The sequence below is a fragment of the Kitasatospora sp. NPDC089509 genome (assembly GCF_044749365.1).
Lineage (GTDB): Bacteria > Actinomycetota > Actinomycetes > Streptomycetales > Streptomycetaceae > Kitasatospora.
The window spans coordinates 111,742-132,485 of record NZ_JBIVHS010000022.1 but is presented as its reverse complement, the minus strand read 5'-3'; the positions used below and the strand labels follow the sequence as shown (position 1 = coordinate 132,485).

Genomic DNA, 20,744 nt, shown 5'->3' with positions numbered 1-20,744 from the left:
GGCGCACGGCCGGCGCACACGCTAGCAGCCGGGTTCAGCCGACCCGCCGCGCCAGGTGCACCACGTCCGGCACGCCCCGACCGACCGGGACCTCCCGGCTGACCACATCCGCGAACCCCGCGCTCCGCAGCGCCTCCTCGAAGTCCGCCGACGGCTGAGCGCTCCACACCGCCAGCACCCCGCCGGGCCGCAGCCGGTGCCAGAGCACCGCGAGCCCGTCCGCCCCGTAGAGCCCGGAGTTGGAGTCGGTGACGGTCCAGTCCGGCCCGTTGTCGATGTCCAGGCACAGTGCGTCGTACCGCTGTCCGTCGGCCGCCGCCAGGTACTCCAGCAGATCGGTGTGGAGCACCGCGACCCGCTCGTCGTCCAACGCGCCGTCGGAGAAGGCGCCCAGCGGTCCGGAGCGGTGCCAGTCGATGATCGCGCCCTCCCGCTCGACGACGGCGATCCGGGCCCAGCGCGGCTCGGCCACCGCGTACGCGAGCGAGAAGCCGACCCCGAGCCCGCCGATCAGCACCGAGGGCGCGGCCACCCCGCCGGTGCGGTCCAGCTCGTCCAGCGCCGCCTGGATCAGCAGCCGTTCCGAGCGCCCGTCGGCGGTGTCCATCAGGAAGCAGCCGTTGGCGATGATCTCGTAGTGCCGTCCGCGCTGCCGCAGCACCACCTCGCCGAACGGTCCCTCCCGCCGGTCGAGCGTGACGACGGCCTGGTGGCCGTCCCGTTCGGGCAGTGCGGTGGTCATGTGTCCTCCTCGACGGACTCGGCAGCGGCTGCGGCTACGGCCCGGCGCGCGGCGATCACCACCCGCACCGGATCACCCGCCCGACAATAACCGAGTCCGCGCGGGCCGGGCCTGCGGTTGAACCCGGATCGGGCCCGGCCCGCGCACACCCCGCCCGTCTCAGGTGGTGACCAGCACCCCCGCGTACGAGACCCCCGCGACGACCACCCAGGAGCCGAGTCCGAGCAGCGCGATCCGCCCGCCGGTCCGCATCATGGTCGGCAGGTGCACCGCACTGCCGAGCCCGAACAGCGCGGCGGCCAGCAGCAGTTGCTGCGCGTCCCCGGCCAGTGCGAGCACCCGCTCGGGCAGCACCCCGGTGGTCCGCAGCACGATCATCACCAGGAACCCGGCCACGAACATCGGCACGATCGGCGGCCGACTGCCGCTCTTCGCCGTCCCGTCCGCACCGTCCGCGGCGGCAGCGGCGGCCCCACGCGCGTTGCGCCGCGCCATCACGGCGACCCCGGCCACCAACGGCGCCAGCAGCACCACCCGCATCAGTTTGACCAGCACGGCCTCGCGCAGGGCCCCGGGCCCGCCGGTCTGCGCGGTGGCGACCACCTGCCCGACGTCGTGCACGCTCGCCCCGACCCAGCGCCCGAACTCGATCTCACCGAGCCCCAACGGGTGCTGCAGCAGCGGCAGCACGGCGATCGCCAGCGTCCCGCACAGGGTGACCAGCGCGACCGAGGAGGCGACGTCCTCCTCCTCGCTGCCGGCCGCCTGGCTGACCGCGCCGATCGCCGAGGCCCCGCAGATCGAGTACCCGGTGGCGACCAGCAGCGACTGGTCCCCGGGCAGTCCGAGCTTGCGGCCGAGCCAGAGCGTGCCGGCGAAGGTCGCGGCCACCACCGTGAGCACCATGGCGACGGTCGCCCAGCCGAGGCCGAGCACGTCGTCCAGGCTGAGCTTGAGCCCGAGCAGCACGATGCCCAGCCGCATCAGCCGCTTCCCGGCCGTCGACAGCCCCGGGCGGGCGACCCCGCGGACCACCGGTCGCAGCCCGGGCAGATGGGCCGCCGCCATGCCGAGCACCACGGCGGCGGTGAGCTCGGGCACGGCCGGCACCACGGCGTGGACGCCCAGGGCGGCGGCCACCCCGACCGCCGCGAGCAGCAGGCCGGGGGTGTCCCCGCCCAGCGGGGGCAGTGAACGGGTGCGGGTGGTCCGCTCCCGGAGGGTCAGTGCCACGTCGGCGTTCACCGCTCCTGGTCGGCGGGGAGCCGGTAGACCCGCCGGATGCTGGTGCCGAGCCGCGCGACGTCCGCGCCGTACACGTGGATCGAGATCGCGGTGCTGCTGCAGGCGTTGCGCACCAGGTGGATGTCACCGGGCGGGGCGAAGGCGGCGACCGTCCCGGCCGGACCGGCCACGTGCTCGGTCTCGACCAGTCGGGAGCTGCGCCCGTCGGAGACCAGCCGGTAGCGGGTCTCGCTCTCCTGGCCCTGGTGGACGCCGGCCACGCACCAGGAGACGTGGTCGTGGATCGGGGTCTGCTGCCCGGGCAGCCAGACCAGGGCGACGACGGAGAAGCTGCCGTCCTCCTCGGCGTGCAGGACGTGCTGGCGGTAGCGCTGCGGGTCGCCCTCGCGCTGCGCGGGGGTGAGCAGCGCGTCCGGCCCGTCGGGGGCGGTGAGCAGGTGCGGGGCGAGGCGTTCGCCGACCAGGTACGCGGTGAGTTCGGGCGGCAGTCCGCGGTCCACGACGGCGCGGATCTCGCCGACCAGCGCGGTCATCCGCTCGGTGAGCCGGTCGCTGTCGACCGTGGCTGAGGGTGTCATGCCAGCAGGTTCGGACCAACCGACCTATCACGTCCAACGAGGGTTTCTAAGCGTTACCCCCACTCATGCTTATGAGTCAGCTCTCCGCTCGGCTCCCCGGCCCGGCTCCGCTCAGCACCCCACCCGGCTCGCCGCCGCCTGCCGCAGGTGGTCCAGCACCAGTCCGGTGGCCGGGATCCGCCGGTGCTCGCGCAACACGTACGCGCTCACCTGCCGCCGCAGGTGCGGCTCGACGGCCCGCCCGGTGACCTTGCGGTGGCACATGAAGGAGAGCACCAGCGCGGGCATCAGCGCGATCCCGACCCCGGCGGCGACCAGGCTCTGCACCGCGAGGTTGTCGTCGGTGGAGAACACGATGTCCGGCGCGAAGCCCTCCTCCGCGCAGACGTGCAGCAGGTTGGCCCGACAGCGCGGGCAGCCGGCGATCCACCGCTCGCCGTCCAGATCGGCCAGCCGGACGGCGTGCCGGCGGCCCAGCGGGTGCCCGACCGGCAGCAGCACCGTGAGCAGGTCCTCCATCAGCGGGATCTCGTCCAGACCGTCCGGCAGCTCGGTGGTCTGGCCCGGGTAGCGGAAGGCCAGCGCGATGTCGCACTCGCCGCGCAGCAGCCGCTGGACGGAGTCCGGCGGCTCGGCCTCCAGCAGCTCGACCCGCACGCCGGGGTGCTCGGCGAGCAGCCGGGCCATCGCCTCGGGTATCAGGGTGGCGTTGGCGCTGGGGAAGGCGCAGACCCGGACCCGCCCGGCCCGCAGCCGGGCCAGCGCGGCGAGCTGCTGCTGGGCGGCGGAGAGGCTGCCGAGGATCAGTTCGGCGTGCCGGGAGAGCGCCTCGCCGGCCTCGGTGAGCCGCAGCCCGCGCCCGGCGCGGGTGAACAGCGGGACGCCGACGGTGCGTTCCAGGGCCTTCATCTGCTGGGTGATGGCGGGCTGGGTGTAGCCGAGCTCCCGGGCCGCGGCCGAGTAGGAGCCGGCCCGGACGACCTCGTGGAACGTCCTGATGTGCCGCGAGTCGAACACCGGCTCCATGGCCCCTCCGCCCGGTCGTCTGCCGCCTGCCCTCGCAATCATAAGAGGAATTTGGAGGTACCGGCTCCGACCCCACCCGCACCTATGGTTCCGTTTCGAACCATCCTTCCCACTGGGGCCGGACCGTCCCCGCCGGACTCACTGCTGGGCCGACGGCGGCAGCCCCATCGCCACCCCCGCCTTGGCCACCGGCGCCCCGCCCCGCACGCTCGGGCTGCGGCGGCTGCGCCGCTCGACCCAGCGGGCGAGCCAGGACAGCAGCAGACACATGCCGATGTAGATCGGCGCGATCACGATCACCACCGGGATGAACGGCAGGTCGTAGTCCAGGTTGGTGGCGATCAGCTTGCCCGCGTGCAGGAACTCCTCGAAGGTGATCAGGAAGCCGAGCGAGGTGTCCTTGAGCGCGACCACCAGCTGGCTGATGATGGCCGGCAGCATCGCCCGGTTGGCCTGCGGCACCAGCACGTACGCCATCACCTGGGTCTTGCGCATGCCCAGCGCGTACGCCGCCTCCCGCTGCCCCTTGGGCACCGCGAGCACCCCGGCCCGGAACACCTCGGCCAGCACCGAGCCGTTGTAGAGCACCAGCCCGGCCACCAGCGCCCACAGCGGCTGCACCTTGAGGGCGACGAAGACGAAGAAGATCATCACCAGTAGCGGCATGGCCCGGAAGAACTCCACCACCAGCGTGGCGAACCAGCGCACCGGCCGGTGGTCGGACAGCCGCCCGGCCGCGAACAGCGCGCCGAAGGGCAGCGCGAACAGCGCCGTCCAGCCGAAGGCCTGGAGGGTGTTGCCCAGACCGCGCAGCAGCAGGTCCTGCACGCCCCGGTACTCGAAGGGCTCCCACTTGGCGTAGGTGAACTGGTGGGTGTGGAACAGCATGTAGACGACCCAGCCGATCAGCGCCGCGATCAGCAGCAGCGCGATCCCGCCGTACAGCCGGTGCCGGGCCAGCGCCTTCGGGCCGGGGATGTCGTACAGCGCCGAGGATTGAACGGTCATCGGGACACCGCCACTCGTCGTTCCAACAGGTTGAAGACGGCGCTGATGGCCAGGGTGATGATCAGATAGCCGACGGCGATCCAGACGAAGGTCCAGATGATGCTGTAGCCCAGCTCGTTGAGCGTCCGGTAGGTGCCCAGCAGTTCGGTGACGCTGAACGAACCGGCGATCGCGGTGTTCTTCGCCAGCGCGATCATCACACTGCCGATCGGCGCCACCACCGAGCGGTACGCCTGCGGCAGCACCACCAGGCTCATCGTCTGCCCGAAGCTCATCCCCAGGCTGCGGGCGGCTTCGCCCTGCCCGGACGGCACGGTGTTGATCCCCGAGCGCATCGACTCGCAGACGAAGGCCGAGGTGTAGCAGCCGAGGGCCAGCACGGCGAAGGTGTAGAAGGGCAGCGTGATGTTGAACCGGGGCAGGCCCAGCACCACGATGAAGAACAGCAGGGTCAGCGGCGTGTTGCGCAGCAGCGTCACCCACACCGTCCCGAACAGCCGCAGCGGCCGGACCGGCGAGACCCGGAAGCCCGCGATCAGCACGCCCAGCACCAGCGACAGCACGGCGCTCACCGCGAACAGCGAGAGCGTGCCGAGGAAGCCGTCCCAGAAGGTCGACCAGTTGTCGGTCAGGGTTTTCACGGCGCGGCCCTCTCAGTACCGGTCGATCGGCGGCGGGGTGGGCGCGGGCTCCCCGGACAGGCCGAGGGTCGCGTCGAAGGCCTTCTTCCAGTCCCCGTTCTGCTCGTGGTGCACCAGCGCGTCGTTCAGCGCCCCGCGCAGCACGGTGTCGTTCTTCGGCGTGCCGATCCCGTACGGCTCGGTCGAGAACAGCGGTCCCACCACCTTGAGTTCGTCCGGCACCTTGGCCGCGTAGCCCAGCAGGATGGCGTTGTCCGTGGTGACGGCGTCGACCTGGCCGGTGATCAGGTTGTCCACGCAGGCCGAGTAGGTGTCGTAGCCGATCAGGTGCGCCTTGGGGTACTGCGACTGGATCCGCTGGTACGGCGTCGAACCGGCCGCCGAGCAGACCTTCTTGCCGTTCAGGTCCTGCGGGCCGTGGATGCTGTTGTCGTTCTTGCGCACCAGCAGCGACTGCCCGGCGATGAAGTACGGCCCGGCGAAGCCGACCAGCTTCTTGCGGTTGTCGTTGATCGTGTAGGTGCCGACGTAGTAGTCCACCTGGCCGTTCTGCAGCGCGGTCTCGCGGTTGGCCGAGGCGATGGTCTTGAACTGGATCCGCTCCGGCGGGAACCCGAGGGAGGCACCGACCATCTTGGCGATCTCGATGTCGAAGCCGGAGTACACCCCGGTGGCCGGGTTCTTCTGACCCAGGTACGGCTGGTCCTCCTTGGCACCCACCACCAGGTGGCCCCGGCTGCGGGCGGCGTCCAGGGTCGGCGAGCCGGTGATCGCGGAGGAGTCCTGCACCTGGTAGCTGGGCAGCGCGCTGGGCTGCGGGCCCTTGGGCGGCGGGGTGCCGGCCTTGCCGCAGCCGGTCGCCAGCGCGGCGAGCAGCAGCACGGCGGCGGTCACGCGGCCGCCCGCCCGCCGGGCGGGCGTCGTCACACGGTTCACGGCGCCGCCCTCAGTGCTTCAGGATCTTGGACAGGAAGTCCCGGGCGCGCTCGCTCTCCGGGGCGCTGAAGAAGGCCTCCGGGGCGCGGTCCTCGACGATCCGGCCGTCGGCCATGAACACCACCCGGTTCGCCGAGGCCCGGGCGAAGCCCATCTCGTGGGTGACCACCACCATGGTCATGCCCTCGCTGGCGAGCTGGCGCATGACGTCCAGCACCTCGTTGATCATCTCGGGGTCGAGCGCCGAGGTCGGCTCGTCGAACAGCAGCGCCTTGGGGTCCATCGCCAGCGCGCGGGCGATCGCGACCCGCTGCTGCTGGCCGCCGGAGAGCTGGGCCGGGTACTTGTCGGCGTGCGCCGACAGGCCGACCCGCTCCAGCAGCGCGCGGGACTTGGTGTCCGCCTCCGCCCTGCCCCGACCGCGGACCTTGATCTGGGCGAGCGAGACGTTCTGCAGCACGGTCTTGTGCGCGAACAGGTTGAAGGACTGGAAGACCATGCCGACCTCGGCGCGCAGCCTGGCCAGCCCCTTGCCCTCCGCGGGCAGCGGCTCGCCGTCGATCAGGATGGTGCCGCGTTCGATCGGCTCCAACCGGTTGATCGCCCGGCAGAGCGTGGACTTGCCGGAGCCGGACGGACCGATCACCACGACGACCTCGCCCCGGCCGACCGTCAGCTCGATGTCCTGCAGCACGTGCAGATCGCCGAAGTGCTTGTTGACCCCGCGCAGTTCGATCAGCGGGGTGAAGGACGGGGACCCGGTCGGCGCCGGTTCGGGGGCGGTGCTCACCGGGCGCGCCGTCCCTTCAGCAGCCAGCCCAGCACGCCGCCGGCGACCAGCGTCGCCAGCAGCGCGATCCAGAGCGGCGCGGTCACGGTGAACACCCAGAACTGGATCTTGACCTTGTCGAGGTTGGCGAACAGGAACCACACCGCGAGGATCACGATCACGCCGATCCCGATGTACCGCGTGGGGATCCCGCCGATCTCGCTGCGCTGGGGCCGGGACGAGCCGTCTGAAGTCTTGGTCACCGGAGCAGTGTGCTGGCCGGGCTGACGATTTGCCCGGTTACGCGCCCTTACGGGCGGGTGAGTAACCCGCACGGGGCAATCCGGCCCCGAACGGGTTTCGCACCCCCGTCACCCCGCCCCGACCGCCGCCCCCGGCGGTCGGGGCGCGGGGCGGGGCCTAGCGTTCGTCCCGCCAGGAGCGCCAGAGCGCCGCGTACGGGCCGCCGGCCGCGACCAGCTCCGGGTGGCTGCCGTACTCGCTGATCCGTCCGCCCTCGACCACCGCGATCACGTCCGCGTCGTGCGCGGTGTGCAGCCGGTGGGCGATCGCGATGACCGTCCGGCCCTCCAGCACCCGGGAGAGCGAGCGCTCCAGGTGCCGGGCGGCCCGCGGGTCCAGCAGCGAGGTGGCCTCGTCCAGCACCAGGGTGTGCGGGTCCGCCAGCACCAGCCGGGCCAGCGCGAGCTGCTGGGCCTGCGGCGGGGTCAGCGAGGCCCCGCCGGAGCCGACCTCGGTGTCCAGCCCCTCCGGGAGGGCGTCCACCCAGGCCCCGGCGTCCACCGCGTCCAGCGCGGCACGCAGTTCGGTGTCGTCCGCCCCGGGCGCGGCCAGCCGCAGGTTGTCCCGCAGGGTGCCGACGAACACGTGGTGCTCCTGGTTGACCAGGGCGACCTCCGCCCGCACCCGCTCGGCCGGCATCCGGGACAGCGCCGCCCCGCCGAGGGTGACGGAGCCGCGGCCGGGTGCGTAGATCCCGGCCAGCAGCCGCCCCAGGGTCGACTTTCCCGCCCCGGACGGGCCGACCAGCGCGACCCGGCTGCCCGGGGCGACGTCCAGGCTGATCCCGTGCAGGACGTCCGCGCCCTCGCGATAGCCGAACCGGACGTCCCGGGCCTCCACCCGGCGGCCGTCCGGGCGGGCCGACTCGTCCCCCTCGTGCTCCGGCACCTCGCGCACGCCGACCAGCCGGGCCAACGAGGCCTGCCCGATCTGCAGTTCGTCGTACCAGCGCAGGATCAGGTCCACCGGGCCGGTCAGCATCTGCGCGTACAACACGCCGGTGGTCAACTGGCCGACGGTGAGCCAACCCTTGAGGGTGAGCAGCCCGCCGACCACCAGGGTGGCCAGCAGCGCCGAGGTGTAGACCGCGTCGATGGTCGGGAACCAGACCGAGCGCAGCCACAGGGTGTAGCGCTCCCAGGCCAGCCACTCGCGCAGCTTGCGGTCCGTCAGCCGGACCCGCTGCTCGCCCAGCCGGAGCGCCTCGACCGTCCGCCCGGCGTCCACCGTCTCGGCCAGCACGTTGCTCACCGCCGCGTACCCGGCCGACTCGTTGCGGTAGGACTGCGGCGCCCGCCGGAAGTACCAGCGGGAGCTGACCAGCAGCAGCGGCAGCCCGATCAGCGAGGTCAGCGCCAGCAGCGGCGAGGTGACCAGCAGGGCGCCGAGCACCAGCAGCAACGAGACCACCGCGACGGCGAGTTCGGGCACCGCCTCGCGCACCGACTTGTCCAGCCGGTCGATGTCGGTGGTCCCCCGGGAGACCAGGTCCCCGGTGCCGGCCCGCTCCAGCACCCCGGTCGGCAGCGCGACCGAGCGGACCAGGAAGTCCTCCCGTAGGTCGGCCAGCACCCGTTCGCCGAGCACCGCCCCGCGCATCCGGGACCAGCCGGTGAACGCGGACTGCACGGCCAGTGCGAGCAGGTACCAGCCGACCGCCACCGTGATGGTGGACCCGGCGGTGCCGGTGGCCAGCGACTCGACCAGGCTGCCGAGCACCCAGGGCCCGACCAGTCCGGCCAGGGTGGCCATCGAGTGCAGCGAGACCACCGCGGCGAACCCGCCCCGGTGCCGCTTCGCCAGCACTCCCAGGTACCCGCGCACGGCGGCCGGGGAGCCGACCGGCAGGGTGGTGGCCGGCCCCTGCTCCTGATGGACGGGGGGCTTCATGACGTACTCCTCACGTGCGGGACCGGACGGTCGACGGCGGTGGTGGTCATACCGACATCGCCTCCTCGTCCCGGGTGACCACGGCCCGGTAGGCCGGCTCGGTGCGCATCAGGTCGCGGTGCCGCCCGGCCGCGACCGCCCGGCCCTCGCGCAGCAGCACCACCCGGTCCGCCTGGTCCAGCAGCAGCGGGCTGGTCGCGAAGACCACCGTGGTGCGCCCGGACCGGGTGTCCCGGAGGCCGGCGGCGATCCGGGACTCGGTGTGGGCGTCCACCGCGCTGGTGGGCTCGTCCAGCACCAGGACCGGCGGGTCGGCCAGCAGGGCACGGGCCAGCGCCAGCCGCTGGCGCTGCCCGCCGGAGAGCGAGCGCCCGCGCTCGGTGAGCCGGGCGCGCATCGGGTCCCCCTCGCACTCCGGCGAGCCGTCCACCAGCGCCTCCAGCACGTCCTCCGAACGGGCGGCGGTGAGCGCCTCGGCCACCGGGACCCGGCCCGAGGACGGGATGTCCAGCAGTTCGGCCAGCGTGCCGGAGAGCAGCACCGGCTCCTTGTCGTGGACCAGCACCGCCGCGCGGGCCTCGGCCAGCGGGACGGTGTCCAGCTCGGTGCCACCGAGCCGGACGGACGGCAGGGGCTGCTCGTCCTCGGCCAGCGGGACGTGCCCGCCGAGCCGCTCGGCGAGCGCCCCGGCGAAGTCCGGGTCCCCGCAGACCACCGCGGTCAGCTCGCCGGCCCGGACGGTCAGCCCGGTGGCCGGGTCGTGCAGGTCGGACCGGTCCGGCCGGGTCAGCACGCCGTCGGCCGTGTCGCCGGTGCGGCTGAGCGAGAGCACCCGCACCGCCCGACCGGCGGAGACCCGGGCGACGCTCCAGGCGTGCGCTGCCTCGCCCAGGATCCGCAGCGGCGCGGCCAGGAAGGCGGTCGCCCCGTAGACCGCGACCAGGGTGCCCACGCCGAGCTCGCCGGAGGCCGCCAGCCGGGCGCCGTACCACGTCACCCCGACCACGAACAGGCCCGGCAGCAGCACCTGTTGGGCCTGCATCAGCGACCACAGCCGGGCCGAGCGCACCGCCGCCGCACGGACCTTCTGGGAGGCCGTCCGGTACCGCTCCAGGAACAGCTCCTCGCCGCCGATGCCGCGCAGCACCCGCAGCCCGGCCACCGTGTCGGCGGCCAGTTCGGTGGCCTTGCCGCCGAGTTCGCGCTGCTGCTGGTAGCGCCGCTCGAACGGCCCGATCAGCGGCCAGACCGAGGCGGCCAGCACCGGGACGCCGAGCAGCACCCCGACCCCGAGCACCGGCTCGACCACCAGCACCACCGCGCTGACCGTCAACCAGACGATCACGGCGGCCCGGACCCGGGCGACCAGTTCGACGTACCAGCCGATCCGCTCGACGTCCCCGCTGCCGACCGCGACCACCTCGCCGGTGGCGATCCGCCGGGACAGCCCGGCCCCCAGGTGGGAGGCCTGCCGGGCCACCAACTGCCGTACGTGGCTGGCGGCGTGGATCCAGTTCCAGACCGCCTGCCGGTGCAGCAGCACGGTGCCGAGCGAGGCGGTGGCGGCCAGCAGCAGCGCGAGCGCGCCGGCCCGCCAGATCCCGCCGGCGTCGCCGTCGACGGCGGCCTGCACCCCGTGCCCGAGCGGGATCGGCAGCGCGGCCTGGGCGCCCATTTCGAGCAGCGCCCAGCAGGTGGCGCGGACCTGCCCGGGCCGTTGGGCGCGCTGCAGCCAGCGCAGGAAGGCCGGCGGTGAGGAGAGGTCGGGGCTGCCGGGGTCGGCCAGCGGCAGGGAGGAGAGCGGCATGACACTCCGATGCGGGGGGTGCGGGAAGTGCTGGAGGTACGAAGTCGTCCCGCTCACACGAAGGCACGGGCGGGGAGCGCGCGGCGCGACGGCGCGGCTGCGTCGCAACGCCCCCGCTGGGGCGCCGGACGAACGGGGTCGGGTGCGAAGGACCCGGATTTCAGGAGGTCATGCCCGGAGCCTGCCAAGCCCGCTGTGACCCGTGCAACAGGTTTTCCGCGGCCCCGGAGCGGCTCCCCCGTCAACCCGGCCCCGGGCGCACGCCACGCCGCCGTAAAGGTTCGCCAAAGATTCCCCCGAACGGCGGGAACAATCGTGCCGGGGCGCCAGTTGCCCCCTCTGGAACCAACGGACAACCAGGAAGGCACCCCTTCCCGTGAGCAACATCCCCAGCGTCACCCTGAACGACGGCGCCAAGATCCCGCAGCTCGGCTTCGGCGTGTGGCAGGTGCCGGACGCCGAGGCGACGCCCGCCGTGCGCACGGCGATCGAGGCGGGCTACCGCTCCATCGACACCGCGGCGATCTACGAGAACGAGACCGGCACCGGTGCGGCCATCAACGAGGCACTGGCGGGCGGCCTCGCCCGCCAGGACCTCTACGTCACCACCAAGCTGTGGAACTCCGGCACCCGCGACTGGTCCGGCGAGCAGGGCCGCGACGCGGTGCTGCGCGAGTTCGACGCTTCCCTCGAGAAGCTCGGCCTCGACCACATCGACCTGTACCTGATCCACTGGCCGCGCCCGATGCACGGCACCTTCCTGAACGTCTGGAAGGCCCTGGAGCAGCTGAAGGAGGGCGGCCGGGTCACCTCGATCGGCGTCTCCAACTTCGGCCAGGAGCAGCTCACCCGCCTGCTGGACGAGGCTTCGGTCGTCCCGGCTCTGAACCAGGTCGAGCTGCACCCGTACTTCCCGCAGGAGGAGCTGCGCGCCTTCCACGCCGAGCACGGCATCGCCACCGAGGCGTGGAGCCCGCTGGGTCAGGGCGGCGAGCTGCTGGCCGAGCCGGCGCTGACGAAGATCGCCGAGAAGCACGGCCGCACGGTCGCCCAGGTGGTGCTCCGCTGGCACCTGCAGAGCGGCGTGATCGCGATCCCGAAGTCGGTCACCCCGTCCCGCATCCGGGAGAACCTGGACGTCACCGGCTTCGAGCTGGACGCCGAGGACCTCGCGGCGATCGCCGGGGTCGCGACCGGCAAGCGGATCGGCCCGGACCCGCAGGGGTTCGACTGGAACTGATGACCGCCGTGGGGGCGCCGGCCGACTCGGCCCGGCGCCCCCGACAACGACATTTCTGAGCGTCGGTCATATCGAAGTACCGCTCGTTCCGGTCAGGGACGAGCGGCACTTCGCCATGTCCGGATTCACCGACGCCAACCGACGGCCGCTGTCAACGACCGTGGGCCTCAGGCTCCTTGGTGAATCGTTTTGGCTGTTGTTACCAAAGCTTGGACTAGAGTCTGGCCGCCTTGGCGATCAACGTGAGTGCGGCCTCGTGCTCGTCCTCCGCCAGCGACGCGAGCAGCAACCGCTGCACTTCGGCCACTCCGGCGGCCGAGCGGTGCAGCAGGTCCTGACCCGCCGGCGAGAGCGACAGCAGGTTGCGCCGCCCGTCCGAGGGGTCCCGCCGGCGCTGCACCAGGCCTCGGCGCACCAGTCGGCTGACCATCTCGGCCATCGTGGCCTTGTCCAGCGAGGCCAGCTCGCCGACCGTGCGCTGGTCCGCGCCCGGCTCCAGCTCCAGCGCGTCCAGCACGGCGTACTGCGGGGCGGTCAGCTCCGCACCGACGTGCTCCGACCAGAGCTTGGTGTGCACCTGCTGGCCGACCCTGATCAGGTAGCCGATCGCCCGCTGGGCGTCCAGTATCGGCCGGGCGTCCGTGAAGACGGCGACCGCCGCGGGTTCCAGCCTGGCTATCTTGGCCATCACCCGGACGATCTCGACCTGCTCCTCCGCCGTGAGCGGCTCGAACAGCACCCGCTGGACGCGGACCACACCACCGGTGGCCTCGCGCACCGCCTGGGCGCCGCTCTGCGACAGGGCGAGCAGCTTGCGCCGGCCGTCGGCCGGGTCACGCCTTCGCAGCACCAGGCCGCGGCGGACCAGCCGCGCGACCATCTCGGCCATCGTGGCCTTGTCCAGCGAGGCCCGCTCGCCGACCGTGCGCTGGTCCGCGCCCGGTTCGAGGGCGAGCACCAGCAGGACCGCGAACTGCGGAGCCGTGAGATCGGCTCCGACATGCTCGGACCACAGCCGGGTGTGAACCTGCTGCGCAACGCGAATGAGGTGTCCGGGCGACTGCTGCAGTCGCGCAGACACGCGGGTTGTCGGGATCTCCCCCAGCACCATGTATCCGTCCCGATGTCACACCCGGTGTGTGTGGGACACCCGGGTGGGGCAGTAACGGCGAGTGGGCGTCCAGCTATGAGGGAGGGCGCTCCAGCCGTGCAGCCGGTGGCTGCTGGCGGACACTATACAAACGGCTGGCCCTTGCTGGCAGGCAGGGGCGGATAGTAGACGCAGGTTCGGCAACATTGGCATATTTACGCGCTGCCAACGCCTTGCAGTAACTCGTTCTCGGCAGAAAGCCGACCGGTCGGTCCTTACCGACCGTCACCTGCGTCTCTCCACCCTGGCCGCCTTCCCTACCCGCCGGTAGGGTATGGGCACCCTCTCCGGGGGCACTCCCCCGGAGGCACCCCCCGAGAGAGACGAGAGCGAGCATGACCGAGCAGAGCACCGCCCCCCGGGTCGCCGTGGTCACCGGCGCCGCCCGCGGCCTGGGCGCCGCCACCGCCGTGCGCCTGGCCTCCGACGGCTACGCGGTGGCCGTCCTGGACCTCGACGAAGCCGCCGGCAAGGACACCGTCGACCGGATCACCGCGGCCGGCGGCCGGGCGCTCGCGGTCGGCGCAGACGTCTCGGACGCCGAGCAGGTCCAGGCCGCCGTCGACCGGGTGGCCGCCGAGCTCGGCACCCCGGTCGTGCTGGTCAACAACGCGGGCGTACTCCGCGACAACCTGCTCTTCAAGATGTCCGAGTCGGACTGGGACACGGTCATGAACGTGCACCTGCGCGGGGCCTTCCTGATGACCCGGGCGGTGCAGAAGCACATGGTCGACGCCGGTTTCGGCCGCATCGTCAACCTGTCCTCCTCGTCCGCCCAGGGCAACCGCGGCCAGGCCAACTACTCCGCCGCCAAGGCCGGCCTGCAGGGCTTCACCAAGACTTTGGCCATCGAGCTGGGCAAGTTCGGCATCACCGCCAACGCCGTCGCCCCCGGCTTCATCGCCACGGACATGACGGCGGCCACCGCCGCCCGGGTCAGCATGGACTTCGAGGACTTCAAGCGCGCTGCGGCCTCCCAGATCCCGGTCCAGCGCGTCGGCGAGCCCGAGGACGTCGCCCACACCATCTCGTTCCTCGCCAGCGAGGGCGCCGGCTTCGTCTCCGGACAGGTGATCTACGTCGCAGGTGGCCCCCTCGACTGAGCACCGAACCTACACAGGGTGACCACGGGGTGGGAAGCCGGGCAAACCGGCCTCCCGCTCCGTTTTCTTTACCGGGGCTTTTGGAGAATCATTCGAAGACCACACTGGCATTCGATCCTGGAATACCGGAAATCACTCCCCAGGTCGCCCGCAGAGCACTCAATTGTCGATTTCCCGGGAAAATGACAATTCCCTCCGGAATAGCCTGCGCCGGATGGGTATGGTCACCCCGTGCAATCCAGGAGTACCGCCGCTCGCATTCCGCGACAGGGGCCGGAACGCCGCACCGGCTCCCCTCGGGAACAACCGGGCCCCGACCGCGGCACACCCGGCCCGGCCGCCCTCGATCGCGGCGCGCCCCGCCAGGCCACCGCCCTCGACGACGGCACGGCCGGCTGGCCCCCGATGAGCCGCCGCCGGGCCGCCCTGTTCGCCGTCACCCTCGCCGCCTACCTGCTGGTGCTGGCCGGCGTCCTGCTCAACACCGACCTGGTCGACCTCGACTGGTCGGTCCGGCTGCTGCGCCCGTACGACCGGTGGCCCAGCCTCGAACCGCTGCTCAACGCCTGGGTGGTCGCCGGGCAGCGCGGACCCAGCGCGATCGCCGCCTTCGCCTGGCTGCTGTGGCGCGCCCACCGCCTCGGCCGACTGCGCCCGCTGCTGGTGATGGGCGTCGCCCTGCTGCTGCTCAACGTCACGGTGGGTGCGGTCAAGATCGTCACCGGCCGGCTCGGCCCGCACTACGCCCAGTACGTCGGCTCGCCCGAGCTGTTCTCCGGCGGCACCATCTTCCCGTCCGGCCACACCGCCAACGCCGTGGTCACCTGGGGCGTGCTCGCCTACCTCGCGGTCCGCTGGCGGCGCACCGGCACGGTGATCGCCGCCGCCACCGCCTGCTCGATCGGCCTCACCACGGTCTACCTGGGCACCCACTGGGTCTCCGACGTCCTGGCCGGCTGGGCCGCCGGCCTGCTGGTGCTGCTCTCGCTGCCGCTGCTGGAACCCCTGGTCGCGGTCGCCGAACAGCGGCTCCACCGCCGACTCCAACGCCGGTTCGCCCCCTGAACCCACCGCACCCACCAAGCGCGCCGACAACGCCGAGGCCGCCGCCCGCGCCGCAGCCCGGTCGGGCCCTACCCCTCCCAGCTGCGCTCGACCACACCGTCCCGCACCGTGAGGTTCAACCGCCCCTCCCGGTACTCCATGGTGATCAGCTGCCCCGGCTCCAGCACCCGGACCGAGGCCCAGCCGTGCCGCCGGGCCAGCTCCCGGGCCCGCTCGATCCGCAGCCCCGCGTAGCCCTCGCCGTCCTCCGTCGTGCCCGCGCCCCCGGCGTCCGTCCCCGTCATCGCGCCTCCCCGGCTCTCCCCCTCGGACGTACGCTGGAATCGTAGCCCCCACCCGCGCGGCCCGGAGGTGAACCGGCATGCGCACCACGACCCCTCGGCGACGGTGGCGCAGCGGCACCGAGCCGGCCACCGCCCGCAGCGACCTCAAGCTCCGCTACCTGCTCTCGCTGACCTTCACCCCGCTGTTCGCGCTGGGCACCGCGGGCTTCGCGTACTGGGCGGCCGCCTCCCCCGTCGACGGCGCGCCCAGCCGGGGCACCCTCACCGGCTTCGCGGTCGCCCTCGGGCTGCTCACCCTGTTCGCCGTCGTCGATCTCGTGGTGGTGGTCCGGCGCCGCCGGACCGAGCTCTGACGCGGTGTCTCCCACGGAGTGGGAAGTCGGCCGGGCCGACTTCCCACTCCGCCGCCGTCACCGGTTGCCGACCGCCTGCTTCACCAGGGTCCAGCCGAAGTCCCACATCAGGCCGTTCCCCCGGTGGGCCTCGTCCATGATCTCGGTGAACGCGTCGATGAACCGGTCCACGTCCCGATCGGTGATGATCAGCGGCGGGATCAACTTGATCACCTCCAGGTGGTCCCCGGACACCTGGGTCAGGATCCGGTGCCGCTGCAGCAGCGGGACGACCACCATCTGGGCGAACAACCCCTTGCGCGCCGCCTGCAGCGCCGTCCAACCGGTCCGCAGCTTCAGCGACTTGGGCCGGCCGAACTCGATGCCGATCATCAGCCCGCGGCCGCGCACCTCGGCCAGCAGCTCGTACCGCTCGATCAGCGCGGTCAGCCGCTCCCGGAACCGGTCACCGACCTGCCGGGCGTTCTCCACCACCTTCTCCTCGCGCATCACCTCCAGGGTCGCCAGCCCGGCCGCCATCGCCTGGGCGTTGGACCCGAAGCTGGCCGAGTGCACCAGCACCCGGTCCATCGAGGAGTACACCTTCTCGAAGATCCAGCTCTTGCCGAGCGTCGCCCCGACCGGCACGTACCCGCCGGAGAGCGCCTTGGCGGCGCACACCAGGTCGGGCAGCACGCCCTCCTCGTGCTGGTAGGCGAAGAACTCCCCGGTGCGGCCGATCCCGGTCTGCACCTCGTCGCAGATCAGCAGTGCCCTGTGCTCGTGCAGCAGCGCCTGGGCGGCCCGCAGCCAGCCGGGCGGCGGCGCCTGGACACCCTTGCCCTGGATCGGTTCGACGATCAACGCCGCGACGTCGCCCCGCTTCAACTCCTTGGCCAGGGCCCCGATGTCGCCGAGCGGGATGGCGGTGTCCGGCAGCAGCGGGTCGAAGCCCTTGCGGAAGCCGTTCTCCCCGTTGACCGAGAGCGAGCCGGTGGTCAGCCCGTGGAAGGCGTGGTCGGCATAGAGGATCCGCTTGCGGCCGGTGGCGTACCGGGCGAACTTCAGCGCGGTCTCCACCGCCTCGGTGCCGCTGTTGCCGAAGAACACCCGGTCCAGTCCGGGCGCGTACGACAGCAGCCGCTCGGCCAGCAGGCCGGGCAGCGGCGAGCAGTCGAAGCGGACCAGGTCCGGCAGGTCCAGGTCCATCACCTGCTGGATCGAGGAGCGCACCACCGGGTGGTGCCGGCCGAGCGCGAAGATGCCGAAGCCGGCCAGCATGTCGAGGTACTCGTTGCCCTCGGCGTCGTAGAAGTACTGGCCCTCCGCACGCTCGTAGTACTTGTCGAAGCCGATGGTGCGGAGCATCCGGGGCAGCTGCGGATTGAGGTGGCGGCTGTGCAACTCGTAGCGCTCGCCGCCGCGTTCGGCGAGCAGGGCGGCGAGGTCGAAGGCGGGGCGACCGCCGGCCGGGCGGCCGACGGCGGCGGGGTCGGCAGCGGTGCGCTCGGCGGCGGTGCGCTCGGCGGCGGTGCGGTCGGCGGCGGCGGGGTCAGCCGGCATGGCGCGGGTTCGCTCCTCGGGTCGGTAGCAGGTTCTTGGCGAAGACGGCGGTCTGGGCCGCGACCCCGGTGCCGGTCAGCCCGGCCTCCTCCAGGATCTCGCCGCGGGCGGCGTGGCCGAGGAACTCCTGCGGCAACCCGAGCATCCGGACCGGGACGTCCACGTCGGCGTCGCGCAGCGCCTGGGCGACGGCCGAACCGACGCCCCCGGTACGGCCGTTGTCCTCGACCGTGACCACCAGCCGGTGGGCGGCGGCGAGTTCGGCCAGCGCCGGGTCGACCGGTTTGACCCAGCGCGGGTCGACCACGGTCGCGGTGAAGCCCTCGGCCAGCAGCAGCCGGGCGGCGTCCAGACAGGCCGAGGCGGTGACGCCGACGGCCACCAGCAGGATCTCCGGTGCCCGGCCGGTGCGCAGCAGCACGTCCGTCCCGCCGATCCGCTCGACCGCCGTGACCACCGGCCCGACGTTGCCCTTGGGGAAGCGCACCACGGTCGGCGCGTCCGCGACCTCGACGGCCTCCCGCAGCTGGGCCCGCAGTTGCTCGGCGTCGCGCGGCGCGGCCAGCCGCAGCCCGGGGACGACCTGGAGGATCGACAGGTCCCACATCCCGTTGTGCGAGGCCCCGTCGGAGCCGGTCACCCCGGAGCGGTCGAGCACGAAGGTGACGCCCAGCCGGTGCAGGGCGACGTCCATCAGGACCTGGTCGAAGGCCCGGTTCAGGAAGGTCGCGTACACCGCCACCACCGGGTGCAGCCCGCCGGTGGCCAGCCCCGCCGCGCTGGTGACGGCGTGCTGCTCGGCGATCCCGACGTCGAAGGTCCGGTCCGGGTACGCCTTGGCGAACGGCGCCAGCCCGACCGGTTGGAGCATCGCGGCGGTGATCGCCACCAGGTCGGGCCGCTCGGCGCCGAGCTCGACCATCTCCTCGCCGAACACCGAGGTCCAGGAGACCCCGGCGCTGGGCGAGATCGGCAGACAGGTGTACGGGTCGATCGGGTTGACGGCGTGGAAGCGGTCCGCCTCGTCCTGCTCGGCGGGCCGGTAGCCGCGTCCCTTGACGGTCAGGCAGTGCACGATGACCGGGCCGCCGAAGTTCCGGGCCTGGCGCAGCGCCTGCTCGACCGCTCCCGGGTCGTGGCCGTCGATCGGGCCGAGGTACTTGAGCCCGAGGTCCTCGAACATGCCCTGCGGGGCGAAGGCGTCCTTGAAGCCCTTCTTGGCCCCGTGCAGGGCGTCGAAGATCGGCTGCCCGACCAGCGGGGTGCGCTGCAGCGCCTCCTTGCCGATGGCCAGGAAGCGCTCGTAGCCCTGGGTGGTGCGCAGGGTGGCCAGGTGGTTGGCCAGGCCGCCGATGGTCCGGGCGTAGGAGCGCTCGTTGTCGTTGACCACGATGACCAGCGGCCGGTCGCGGGCTTCGGCGATGTTGTTGAGCGCCTCCCAGGCGAGGCCGCCGGTGAGCGCGCCGTCGCCAATGACCGCGACGGTGTGCCGGTCGTGCTGGCCGAGCAGTTGGGCGGCCTTGGCGAGTCCGTCGGCGTAGGAGAGCGCGGTGGAGGCGTGCGAGTTCTCGACCAGGTCGTGCTCGGACTCGGCCCGCGAGGGGTAGCCGGACAGTCCGCCCTTCATCCGCAGCCGGGAGAAGTCCTGGCGCCCGGTGAGCAGCTTGTGGACGTAGCTCTGGTGTCCGGTGTCGAAGACGATCCGGTCGTACGGCGAGTCGAAGACCCGGTGCAGCGCGATGGTGAGCTCCACCACGCCGAGGTTGGGTCCGAGGTGTCCGCCGGTGCGGGTGACGGCGTCGATCAGGAAGTCGCGGATCTCGTCGGCGAGCAGCGGCAGTTCGGCGGCGGGGAGCTTGCGCAGCTCGGCCGGGGACGTGACGCGGGAGAGCAGTGACATGGGTACACCTCACGACTCGGAGCGGTGGTGCCCCCGCCCACCGGGGGCGGGGCCGGCCCGGGCACGAGGGCCCGGGCCGGGCGGGAGCTCAGGACGCGGTCGGCTGCGGGGCCGGGCGGCGCCGGCCCGGCCTCAGCGCCCGCGGTTGGAGCTGACGGTCTCGGTGATGGCGCGCAGCGACTGCTGGAGCGAGCCCATCGTCGCGAGGACGGCGGTCGGCTCGTAGCCGCAGTGGGCCATGCAGTTCTCGCAGCGCGGGTCCTTGCCGCGCCCGTACTTGCTCCAGTCGGTCTTCTCGACCAGCTCGCGGTAGGTCGGCACGTAGCCGTCGGCCATCAGGTAGCAGGGCCGCTGCCAGCCGAACAGGGAGTAGTTGGGGATGCCCCAGGGGGTGCACTCGAAGTCGGCCTTGCCCTCCAGGAAGTCCAGGAAGAGCGGGCTGTGGTTGAGGCGCCAGCGCTTGCGGTTGCCGCCGGCGAAGGCCTTGCGGAAGAGCTCCCGGGTCTGCTCGACGCCGAGGAAGTGCTCCTGGTCGGGGGCCTTCTCGTAGGCGTAGGCCGGAGAGATCATCATCTCGTCGACCTTGAGCTCGTCGTTGAGGTAGTCCAGCACGTCGATGACGGTCTGCGGGGTGTCGGTGTTGAAGAAGGTGCTGTTGGTGGTGACCCGGAAGCCGCGCCGCTTGGCCTCCTTGATCGCCGCCACCGCCTCGTCGAAGGTGCCCTCCTTGGCCACCGACTCGTCGTGCCGCTCGCGCAGCCCGTCGATGTGCACCGCGAAGGTGAAGTACGGCGAGGGCTTGAACTTGTCCATCTTCTTGCGCATCAGCAGCGCGTTGGTGCAGAGGAAGACGTACTTGCGGCGCTCCACCAGCTGTCGGACGATCTCGTCGATCTGCGGGTGCATCAGCGGCTCGCCGCCGGCGATCGAGACCATCGGGGCACCCGACTCCAGGACCGCGCCGACCGCCTGGGCGACGGGCATCCGCTGCTTGAGGACGCCCGCCGGGTGCTGGATCTTGCCGCAGCCCTCGCAGGCGAGGTTGCAGGCGAACAGCGGTTCCAGTTCGACGATCAGCGGGAACTTGTCGCGTCGCTTGAGCAGCTTCTGCTGCATCAGGTAGGTGCCGACCCGCACGGTCTGGCGCAACGGCATGGCCATG

Annotated in this window: 20 protein-coding genes; 4 read left to right on the top strand and 16 right to left on the bottom strand. The window is 72.3% G+C overall.

Features of this window, described 5'->3' with window-relative positions:
* Window positions 1-34: 34 nt before the first annotated feature.
* The 11 genes from ACIP4P_RS34085 to ACIP4P_RS34035 form a co-directional block, all read right to left on the bottom strand.
* The gene (locus tag ACIP4P_RS34085; protein WP_400925128.1) at window positions 35-742 is read right to left on the bottom strand and encodes a spermidine synthase; all 708 of its coding nucleotides are present in this window, start codon (window positions 740-742) and stop codon (window positions 35-37) included.
* A gap of 159 nt (window positions 743-901) precedes the next feature.
* On the bottom strand, window positions 902-1,969 hold the full coding sequence (locus tag ACIP4P_RS34080; RefSeq protein WP_400925187.1) for a YeiH family protein: 1,068 nt from the start codon (window positions 1,967-1,969) through the stop codon (window positions 902-904).
* 14 nt (window positions 1,970-1,983) lie between these two features.
* Entirely contained in the window at window positions 1,984-2,565 is a 582-nt protein-coding gene (locus ACIP4P_RS34075) for a cysteine dioxygenase family protein (RefSeq protein ID WP_350512791.1), read from the bottom strand.
* A 111-nt stretch (window positions 2,566-2,676) separates the two neighbouring features.
* Window positions 2,677-3,582, bottom strand: a complete 906-nt coding sequence (locus ACIP4P_RS34070) for a LysR family transcriptional regulator (RefSeq protein WP_350512831.1) — start codon at window positions 3,580-3,582, stop codon at window positions 2,677-2,679.
* Window positions 3,583-3,729: 147 nt separating this feature from the next.
* Window positions 3,730-4,599: an amino acid ABC transporter permease gene (locus tag ACIP4P_RS34065; protein WP_400925126.1), complete on the bottom strand. Its 870-nt coding sequence runs from the start codon at window positions 4,597-4,599 to the stop codon at window positions 3,730-3,732.
* Window positions 4,596-5,240 carry an amino acid ABC transporter permease gene (locus ACIP4P_RS34060; RefSeq protein ID WP_350512789.1) on the bottom strand — a complete coding sequence of 215 codons (645 nt, stop codon included), beginning with the start codon at window positions 5,238-5,240 and terminating at the stop codon, window positions 4,596-4,598. Before ACIP4P_RS34060 ends, ACIP4P_RS34065 begins: the two co-directional genes overlap by 4 nt.
* Before the next feature lie 12 nt (window positions 5,241-5,252).
* Window positions 5,253-6,176: a glutamate ABC transporter substrate-binding protein gene (locus ACIP4P_RS34055; protein WP_400925123.1), complete on the bottom strand. Its 924-nt coding sequence runs from the start codon at window positions 6,174-6,176 to the stop codon at window positions 5,253-5,255.
* Window positions 6,177-6,186: 10 nt separating this feature from the next.
* A complete protein-coding gene (locus ACIP4P_RS34050) occupies window positions 6,187-6,915 on the bottom strand; it encodes an amino acid ABC transporter ATP-binding protein (RefSeq protein ID WP_400925185.1) in 729 nt (242 codons plus the stop codon).
* 47 nt (window positions 6,916-6,962) lie between these two features.
* Complete coding sequence (locus ACIP4P_RS34045; RefSeq protein WP_350512788.1) at window positions 6,963-7,208, bottom strand: LapA family protein; 246 nt, start codon at window positions 7,206-7,208, stop codon at window positions 6,963-6,965.
* Window positions 7,209-7,365: 157 nt separating this feature from the next.
* Window positions 7,366-9,138 (bottom strand): ABC transporter ATP-binding protein, encoded by a 1,773-nt coding sequence (locus ACIP4P_RS34040; protein ID WP_400925121.1) that lies wholly within the window; start codon window positions 9,136-9,138, stop codon window positions 7,366-7,368.
* A 46-nt stretch (window positions 9,139-9,184) separates the two neighbouring features.
* Window positions 9,185-10,945: an ABC transporter transmembrane domain-containing protein gene (locus ACIP4P_RS34035; protein WP_400925119.1), complete on the bottom strand. Its 1,761-nt coding sequence runs from the start codon at window positions 10,943-10,945 to the stop codon at window positions 9,185-9,187.
* Window positions 10,946-11,321: 376 nt separating this feature from the next.
* Between ACIP4P_RS34035 and ACIP4P_RS34030 the strand changes: the two genes are divergently transcribed.
* On the top strand, window positions 11,322-12,185 hold the full coding sequence (locus ACIP4P_RS34030; protein ID WP_400925117.1) for an aldo/keto reductase: 864 nt from the start codon (window positions 11,322-11,324) through the stop codon (window positions 12,183-12,185).
* A gap of 214 nt (window positions 12,186-12,399) precedes the next feature.
* Here the strand turns inward: ACIP4P_RS34030 and ACIP4P_RS34025 are convergent, their stop codons facing one another.
* Window positions 12,400-13,296, bottom strand: a complete 897-nt coding sequence (locus ACIP4P_RS34025; RefSeq protein WP_350512784.1) for a MarR family winged helix-turn-helix transcriptional regulator — start codon at window positions 13,294-13,296, stop codon at window positions 12,400-12,402.
* Window positions 13,297-13,670: 374 nt separating this feature from the next.
* Here ACIP4P_RS34025 and fabG point away from each other — a divergent pair, with 374 nt between their 5' ends.
* The gene (gene fabG / locus ACIP4P_RS34020; protein ID WP_400925114.1) at window positions 13,671-14,438 is read left to right on the top strand and encodes a 3-oxoacyl-ACP reductase FabG; all 768 of its coding nucleotides are present in this window, start codon (window positions 13,671-13,673) and stop codon (window positions 14,436-14,438) included.
* A 231-nt stretch (window positions 14,439-14,669) separates the two neighbouring features.
* Window positions 14,670-15,503: a phosphatase PAP2 family protein gene (locus ACIP4P_RS34015; protein WP_400925112.1), complete on the top strand. Its 834-nt coding sequence runs from the start codon at window positions 14,670-14,672 to the stop codon at window positions 15,501-15,503.
* Between the two features lie 68 nt (window positions 15,504-15,571).
* On the opposite strand, the gene ACIP4P_RS34010 is transcribed toward ACIP4P_RS34015, so the two are convergent.
* A complete protein-coding gene (locus ACIP4P_RS34010; protein ID WP_350512781.1) occupies window positions 15,572-15,787 on the bottom strand; it encodes an I78 family peptidase inhibitor in 216 nt (71 codons plus the stop codon).
* A gap of 77 nt (window positions 15,788-15,864) precedes the next feature.
* Between ACIP4P_RS34010 and ACIP4P_RS34005 the strand changes: the two genes are divergently transcribed.
* Window positions 15,865-16,140 carry a DUF6343 family protein gene (locus ACIP4P_RS34005; RefSeq protein WP_400925110.1) on the top strand — a complete coding sequence of 92 codons (276 nt, stop codon included), beginning with the start codon at window positions 15,865-15,867 and terminating at the stop codon, window positions 16,138-16,140.
* A 57-nt stretch (window positions 16,141-16,197) separates the two neighbouring features.
* Here the strand turns inward: ACIP4P_RS34005 and ACIP4P_RS34000 are convergent, their stop codons facing one another.
* The 3 genes from ACIP4P_RS34000 to hpnH all read right to left on the bottom strand — a co-directional run bounded on the left by ACIP4P_RS34000 (window position 16,198) and on the right by hpnH (window position 20,743).
* Window positions 16,198-17,682, bottom strand: coding sequence for an aspartate aminotransferase family protein (locus ACIP4P_RS34000; RefSeq protein ID WP_400925108.1), 1,485 nt, complete (start codon window positions 17,680-17,682; stop codon window positions 16,198-16,200).
* Window positions 17,672-19,582 carry a 1-deoxy-D-xylulose-5-phosphate synthase gene (dxs, locus tag ACIP4P_RS33995; RefSeq protein WP_400925106.1) on the bottom strand — a complete coding sequence of 637 codons (1,911 nt, stop codon included), beginning with the start codon at window positions 19,580-19,582 and terminating at the stop codon, window positions 17,672-17,674. Before dxs ends, ACIP4P_RS34000 begins: the two co-directional genes overlap by 11 nt.
* 132 nt (window positions 19,583-19,714) lie before the next feature.
* Complete coding sequence (hpnH, locus tag ACIP4P_RS33990; RefSeq protein ID WP_350512777.1) at window positions 19,715-20,743, bottom strand: adenosyl-hopene transferase HpnH; 1,029 nt, start codon at window positions 20,741-20,743, stop codon at window positions 19,715-19,717.
* Window position 20,744 lies beyond the last annotated feature (1 nt).

Excerpts from the sequence above, each read along its gene's own strand:
- ACIP4P_RS34075 (WP_350512791.1), bottom strand. The coding sequence starts at position 2,565 with ATGACACCCTCAGCCACGGTCGACAGCGACCGGCTCACCGAGCGGATG.
- ACIP4P_RS34065 (WP_400925126.1), bottom strand. The coding sequence starts at position 4,599 with ATGACCGTTCAATCCTCGGCGCTGTACGACATCCCCGGCCCGAAGGCG.
- ACIP4P_RS34085 (WP_400925128.1), bottom strand. The coding sequence starts at position 742 with ATGACCACCGCACTGCCCGAACGGGACGGCCACCAGGCCGTCGTCACG.
- ACIP4P_RS34000 (WP_400925108.1), bottom strand. The coding sequence starts at position 17,682 with ATGCCGGCTGACCCCGCCGCCGCCGACCGCACCGCCGCCGAGCGCACC.
- dxs (WP_400925106.1), bottom strand. The coding sequence starts at position 19,582 with ATGTCACTGCTCTCCCGCGTCACGTCCCCGGCCGAGCTGCGCAAGCTC.
- ACIP4P_RS34040 (WP_400925121.1), bottom strand. The coding sequence starts at position 9,138 with ATGAAGCCCCCCGTCCATCAGGAGCAGGGGCCGGCCACCACCCTGCCG.
- ACIP4P_RS34010 (WP_350512781.1), bottom strand. The coding sequence starts at position 15,787 with ATGACGGGGACGGACGCCGGGGGCGCGGGCACGACGGAGGACGGCGAG.
- ACIP4P_RS34025 (WP_350512784.1), bottom strand. The coding sequence starts at position 13,296 with ATGGTGCTGGGGGAGATCCCGACAACCCGCGTGTCTGCGCGACTGCAG.
- ACIP4P_RS34035 (WP_400925119.1), bottom strand. The coding sequence starts at position 10,945 with ATGCCGCTCTCCTCCCTGCCGCTGGCCGACCCCGGCAGCCCCGACCTC.
- hpnH (WP_350512777.1), bottom strand. The coding sequence starts at position 20,743 with ATGGCCATGCCGTTGCGCCAGACCGTGCGGGTCGGCACCTACCTGATG.
- ACIP4P_RS34005 (WP_400925110.1), top strand. The coding sequence starts at position 15,865 with ATGCGCACCACGACCCCTCGGCGACGGTGGCGCAGCGGCACCGAGCCG.
- fabG (WP_400925114.1), top strand. The coding sequence starts at position 13,671 with ATGACCGAGCAGAGCACCGCCCCCCGGGTCGCCGTGGTCACCGGCGCC.